Raw genomic sequence first — 5,525 nt, 5'->3', positions numbered from 1 at the left:
GGCGGCGGCGCAGGCCGCCTCGACGGCCTCGCGCACCGCGACGGCCCGGGCGGGATCGGAGACGACGAGCTCGGCGGGGCGGTGCGCGAGCACCTGCTCGGCGACGAGGCCGGGCCGGGTGCCGCCGACGGCGAGGCCGTGGAGGGTCGCGACGTTCCCGTAGCGGGCGAGGACGTCGAGCGCCTGCGTGCCGATGGAGCCGGTGGACCCCAGCAGGACCAGGCGCCGGGGGGCGGCGCCGATCACGGCACGGAGGCCATCACGTCCGCGACATGGTCGAGGTACACGTCGACCACGGCCTCGCGGTAGCCCTCGGGGCCGCGGCGGCGGCCGAAGGCGGCGCGGCGCACGTCGTCCACGCTCATCGGGTGGCCGTCGGTGAAGTAGGCGACGAGCTGGTCGCACAGGGCGTCGACGTCGCCCTTGTCGTAGGCGGGCTCGCCCTGCGCGGCCGGGGCGAAGCGGTCGCCTGCGGGGCGCTCGAGCCGCTCCTTGAGGGTCTCGGCGCGCTCGGTGAGCTGCGCGACCCACGCCTCCTCGCCCTGGGCGGCGATGGCGTCATCGCGGGCCTGCAGTGCGAACGCGTCGGAGAGGCGGTCCAGCGCCTCGTCGACCACGCGCATGTCGTAGCCGCCGCGCTCGGTGCCGAAGCTCGCCGCGGTGATGTCGGAGCCGTCGAAGGACGGGTCGCGGCCCTCGTAGGCCTTGCGGGCGCGGGAGAGGAACTCGTCGACCTCGCGCATGTCGTATCCGACGCTGAAGCGCGAGACACGCTCGAACGATGTGCTCACCTGGTGGTCCTTCCTCGGTGCTGTCGGTGTCCCACTGTAGCGGCGTGGGAGGGGCGATTCGGGGAGGCGTGCTGGGTGCCTGCGCTCCCGGACAGGGCCGGGTCGCAGCGTCAGTCGGCGACGGCCGAGGCGACCGCCTCGACCCGGGCGACGCGCGCCTCGCGGTCCTCGCGATGGGCGTCGGACTCGATCACCTCGGCGGCGAGCTGGCCGCAGGCGCCGTCGATGTCGGAGCCGCGGGTGTCGCGGATCGTGGCGGAGATGCCGTTGTCCCGCAGGATCTCCACGAAGCGCTTCTCGACCAGGGGATCCGAGGCGGTCCACTTCGAGCCCTTGACGGGGTTCAGCGGGATGGGGTTGACGTGGATCCAGTGCGCCCCGCCCTTGGCGATCAGCCGGTCGGCGAGCAGCTGGGCGCGGTGGGCCTGATCGTTGATGTCCCGGATCAGCGCGTACTCGATGGAGACCCGTCGGCCGGTGGTCTCGAAGTACTCCCAGGCCGCATCGAGGATCTCGTCGACGTCGAAGCGGGTGTTGATCGGCACCAGCTCGTCACGCAGCGCATCGTCCGGGGCGTGCAGCGAGACCGCGAGGGTGACCGGGATCTTCTCCGCTGTGAGCTTGCGGACCGCCGGGGCGAGGCCGACGGTGGAGACGGTGATGTGGCGGGCGCCCATCCCGAACCCCTCCGGGGCCGGGGCGTTCAGCCGCTTGCAGGTGGTCGCGACGGGGCGGTAGTTCGCCAGCGGCTCCCCCATGCCCATGAACACGATGTTCGAGACGCGGCCGGGGCCGCCGGGCAGCTCGCCGCTGGCGAGCATCCGGTTCGCGATCCGCACCTGCTCGAGGATCTCGGCGGTGGAGAGGTTGCGGGTCAGGCCCATCTGCCCGGTCGCGCAGAAGGGGCAGTTCATGCCGCAGCCCGCCTCCGAGGAGATGCACAGGGTGACCCGGTCGCTGTAGCGCATGAGCACGGACTCGACCATCGGGCCGTCGAACAGCTTCCACAGGAACTTCTGCGTGGCGCCATGGTCCGCGCTCTGGCGCGAGACGACGCTCAGCAGCGGCGGGAAGAAGCGGTCCACGAGCTGCTGGCGGAGGTCCTTGGGGATGTCGGTGAGGTCCTCGGGATCCGTGGTGAAGTGCTCGAAGTAGTGCACCGAGAGCTGCTTGGCGCGGAAGCCGGGCAGGCCCATCTCCTTCACCGCCTCGATCCGCTCCTCGAGCGTGAGGTCGGCCAGGTGCGCCGGCGGCTTCCCACGACGGGTGGGACGCAGCTGCAGCTGGCCGGGGGCGAGGGCGACCTTCTGCCCGGGGACGGCCTCGCGGGAGAGGTCGGGGTTGCTCGTCCCTGCGGCAGGGGTGCGAGGCGGGGTCTCGTTCATGGCAGCAGTACCTCCAGCATGACGTAGGTGGTGGGGGCGGCCAGGAGGATCGAGTCCACCCGGTCCAGCACGCCCCCGTGTCCGGGCAGCAGGTGCCCCATGTCCTTGATGCCTAGGTCCCGCTTCAGCAGCGACTCGGCGAGGTCCCCGCAGGTGGAGACCACGACCAGCACCGCACCGATCGCGACCCCCACCCACCAGGGCAGCTCGAGCGCGAGCACCGCGATCAGGGTGACCATCGCGGTGCCGAGCACGAGCGAGCCCGCGAAGCCCTCCCAGCTCTTCTTCGGGCTGATGCCGGGCGCCATCGGGTGGCGGCCGAAGAGCACCCCGGCGATGTAGCCGCCGACGTCGTTGCCGACGGGGCCGAGCACGGCGAGCAGCACCAGCATCGCTCCCTGGTCCCGCTGCATCAGCAGGAGCAGGAAGCAGCCGAGGAAGGGCACCCAGGCCAGGGCGAACACTCCCCCGGCGACGTCGCGCAGGGCGGTCAGGCCCATCGACTCGCTGACCCGCCACAGGATCAGCACGCAGACCGCGGCGGCGGTGGAGAGCATCAGCCCCTCCGCCCCGAACACGACGGTCGAGACGACCATCCCGATCACGCCGACCAGCAGCGGCACGGCCGGGGCCTCGAGCCCTCCGTGGGCGAGCGCCCGGGTGAGCTCGAGCACCGCGGCGACCATCGCGATGGCCGCGAGGACCGGGAACGCCTGCGGCACCACCAGCACGGACAGCGCCAGCACCGCCACGAGCGCGAGGCCGACGCCGATCGCGGCGGGGAGGTTCCGGCCGGGGCCGCGCCGCTTGGCGTGCTCGCCTTCCGGCGCGACAGCGACCGCCTCGACGGAGGTCGAGGCGGTCGCTGCGGCGGGGTCCGGCGCGGAGGTGCTCATCGCGGAGCGCTCACGGTCTGCACGGCGGGGCGGCGGCTCCGCGGCTCAGACGGTCTCGAGCTCGGTCTCCTTGAGGGCGAGCGCCTCGTCGACCTGCTCGATGAACTTCTTGGTCAGGGCCTCGAGGTCCTTCTCGGCGCGTGCGCCCTCGTCCTCGCCGATCTCCCCGTCCTTCACCAGCTTCTCGATGGCCTTCTTCGCATTGCCGCGGGAGCCGCGGATCGCGATGCGGCCGTCCTCGGCCTTGGTGCGGGCGAGCTTGACGTAGTCGCGGCGGCGCTCCTCGGTCAGCGCCGGCAGCACCACGCGCAGGGTGTCGCCGTTGTTGGTCGGGTTCACGCCGAGATCGGACTCGCGCAGGGCGGTCTCGGTCGCGGACATCGCCGTCTTGTCGTAGGGGGTGACGATGACGGTGCGGGCCTCGGGGAACTGCAGCGAGGCCAGCTGGTTCAGCGGGGTCGGCGCGCCGTAGTACTCGACCGTGATCCCCTGGAAGATCGCGGCGCTCGCCCGGCCGGTGCGGATCGCGGTGAACTCGTCCTTGGTCACCTCGACGGTCTTGGTCATCTTGGACTGGGCGTCCTTCAGGATGCTCGCGGTGTCGTCGCTCACGGGGTGCTCCTCGGTTGTCGAAGGGTGTTCGGGTCCATTGTCCCGCACGTCGCGGCGTCCGGGCGCCGCGACCTGCGGGCCGGTGTCACTTGGTGACGACGGTGCCGATCCGGTCGCCGCGCATCGCCCGGGTGATGTTCCCCGGGGCGTCGAGGCCGAAGACCATCATCTGCTGGGCGTTGTCCATGCAGAGGCTGAAGGCGGTGGAGTCCACGACCTTGAGGCCGCGCTGGAGCGCGTCGCCGTAGGTGACGTGCTCGAGCTTCGCGGCGTCGGGGTTGGTGCGGGGGTCGGCGTCGTAGACGCCGTCCACGCCGTTCTTCGCCATCAGGACCTCCTCGCAGCCGATCTCGAGCGCGCGCTGGACGGCGACGGTGTCGGTGGAGAAGTAGGGCATGCCGGCGCCCGCGCCGAAGATGACCACGCGCCCCTTCTCCAGGTGGCGCACCGCGCGCAGCGGGATGTACGGCTCGGCGACCTGGCCCATCTCGATCGCGGTCTGGACCCGGGTGGAGACCCCGCGCTGCTCGAGGAAGTCCTGCAGGGCCAGGCAGTTCATGACCGTGCCGAGCATGCCCATGTAGTCCGCGCGACGGCGGTCCATGCCGCGCTGGGACAGCTCGGCGCCGCGGAAGAAGTTGCCGCCGCCGACGACGATCGCGCACTGGACGCCCTGGGCCACGCCCTCGGCGATCTCCGCCGCGATGCGGGAGACCACATCGGGGTCGACGCCCACGGCGCCTCCGCCGAAGGCCTCGCCCGAGAGCTTCAGGAGGACGCGTCGCCCGTCCTGTCGCTTGGGCAGAACAGGGATGGGGGACGTGAACGTCTGGGTCATGGGAGGGGTCCTTCCGCGCGGGGTCCTCGGCGATGATACCGGCGCGGCCCCGCACCGATGGTGCGGGGCCGCAGGGCGGTGGCCACGCTCACGTGGCCGTCGGGCGGGGAGGGCGCGCAGTGCGCCCGGCCCGGCCCGGTGGCGTCAGTTGCCGACGCGGAAGCGGACGAAGCCGGTGACGGTGCCGCCGGCCTCCTCGACGACCTGGCCGACGGACTTCTTCGGGTCCTTCGCGAAGGCCTGGTCGAGCAGGACGTTCTCCTTGTAGAACCCGTTCAGGCGGCCCTCGACGATCTTGGGGATCGCCTTCTCGGGCTTGCCCTCGTTCTCGGCGGTCTCCTGCGCGATGCGGCGCTCGTTCTCGACGAGCTCGGCGGGGACCTCGTCGCGGCTCAGGTACGCGGGGGTGAACGCGGCGATGTGCATCGCGACGTCGCGCGCGACCTCGGCGCCGGCCGCGTCGGTCGCGACCAGCACGCCGACCTGCGGGGGCAGGTCCTTGTTGGTGCGGTGCATGTACTCGGTGACGGCCTCGCCGGAGACGCGGCCGATGCGGCGCACCAGGATCTTCTCGCCCATGGACGCGCCGGCGTTGGTCAGCGCCTCGCCGAAGGGGGTCTCGGCGAGCTGCTCGGGCTCGGTGGCGCCGGACTCGACGGCGGCGGCCACGGCCTCGTCGCCGAGCGCCACGAACTTGTCGTTCTTGGCGACGAAGTCGGTCTCGGAGTTGAGCTCGACGAGGGTGCCGGTGCGGCCCTCGGCGCTGTCGCGGATGTCGAAGGCGATGAGGCCCTCGGAGGCGGTGCGGCCCTCGCGCTTGGCGATGCCCTTGAGGCCCTTGACGCGGATGACCTCGACGGCCTTGGCCTTGTCGCCGTCCGCCTCGTCGAGCGCCTTCTTGACGTCGAGCATGCCCGCGCCGGTGGCCTCGCGGATCTCCTTGATGTCTGCTGCCGTGTAGTTGGCCATGTTCCTCTTCCTTGTGGGAGCTGCTTCGGGAGGT

At 71.8% G+C, this 5,525-nt stretch carries 6 protein-coding genes and 1 pseudogene; all 7 read right to left on the bottom strand.

The window, feature by feature from the left end; translation table 11 throughout:
* Positions 1–246, bottom strand: a pseudogene (locus HMPREF3159_RS05630) (1-deoxy-D-xylulose-5-phosphate reductoisomerase); the annotation flags it as partial.
* Positions 243–791: a DivIVA domain-containing protein gene (locus tag HMPREF3159_RS05625; protein ID WP_010551362.1), complete on the bottom strand. Its 549-nt coding sequence runs from the start codon at positions 789–791 to the stop codon at positions 243–245. The pseudogene HMPREF3159_RS05630 and the gene HMPREF3159_RS05625, both read right to left, overlap by 4 nt.
* A 110-nt stretch (positions 792–901) precedes the next feature.
* Positions 902–2,176, bottom strand: coding sequence for a dual-specificity RNA methyltransferase RlmN (gene rlmN / locus HMPREF3159_RS05620; protein ID WP_010551361.1), 1,275 nt, complete (start codon positions 2,174–2,176; stop codon positions 902–904).
* The gene (locus HMPREF3159_RS05615; RefSeq protein ID WP_070500055.1) at positions 2,173–3,072 is read right to left on the bottom strand and encodes a phosphatidate cytidylyltransferase; all 900 of its coding nucleotides are present in this window, start codon (positions 3,070–3,072) and stop codon (positions 2,173–2,175) included. The genes rlmN and HMPREF3159_RS05615 overlap by 4 nt, the downstream gene beginning before the upstream one ends.
* A gap of 45 nt (positions 3,073–3,117) precedes the next feature.
* Positions 3,118–3,684: a ribosome recycling factor gene (gene frr, locus HMPREF3159_RS05610; RefSeq protein ID WP_070500054.1), complete on the bottom strand. Its 567-nt coding sequence runs from the start codon at positions 3,682–3,684 to the stop codon at positions 3,118–3,120.
* Positions 3,685–3,769: 85 nt separating this feature from the next.
* Positions 3,770–4,522 carry a UMP kinase gene (gene pyrH / locus HMPREF3159_RS05605; RefSeq protein ID WP_070500053.1) on the bottom strand — a complete coding sequence of 251 codons (753 nt, stop codon included), beginning with the start codon at positions 4,520–4,522 and terminating at the stop codon, positions 3,770–3,772.
* 144 nt (positions 4,523–4,666) lie between these two features.
* A complete protein-coding gene (gene tsf / locus HMPREF3159_RS05600) occupies positions 4,667–5,491 on the bottom strand; it encodes a translation elongation factor Ts (protein ID WP_010551357.1) in 825 nt (274 codons plus the stop codon).
* Positions 5,492–5,525 lie beyond the last annotated feature (34 nt).

This window comes from Brachybacterium sp. HMSC06H03 (assembly GCF_001807385.1).
GTDB classification, from domain to species: Bacteria; Actinomycetota; Actinomycetes; order Actinomycetales; family Dermabacteraceae; genus Brachybacterium; species Brachybacterium conglomeratum.
This window is presented reverse-complemented; position numbering and strand designations above follow the sequence as displayed.

Excerpts from the sequence above, each read along its gene's own strand:
- tsf (WP_010551357.1), bottom strand. The coding sequence starts at position 5,491 with ATGGCCAACTACACGGCAGCAGACATCAAGGAGATCCGCGAGGCCACC.
- pyrH (WP_070500053.1), bottom strand. The coding sequence starts at position 4,522 with ATGACCCAGACGTTCACGTCCCCCATCCCTGTTCTGCCCAAGCGACAG.
- rlmN (WP_010551361.1), bottom strand. The coding sequence starts at position 2,176 with ATGAACGAGACCCCGCCTCGCACCCCTGCCGCAGGGACGAGCAACCCC.
- HMPREF3159_RS05615 (WP_070500055.1), bottom strand. The coding sequence starts at position 3,072 with ATGAGCACCTCCGCGCCGGACCCCGCCGCAGCGACCGCCTCGACCTCC.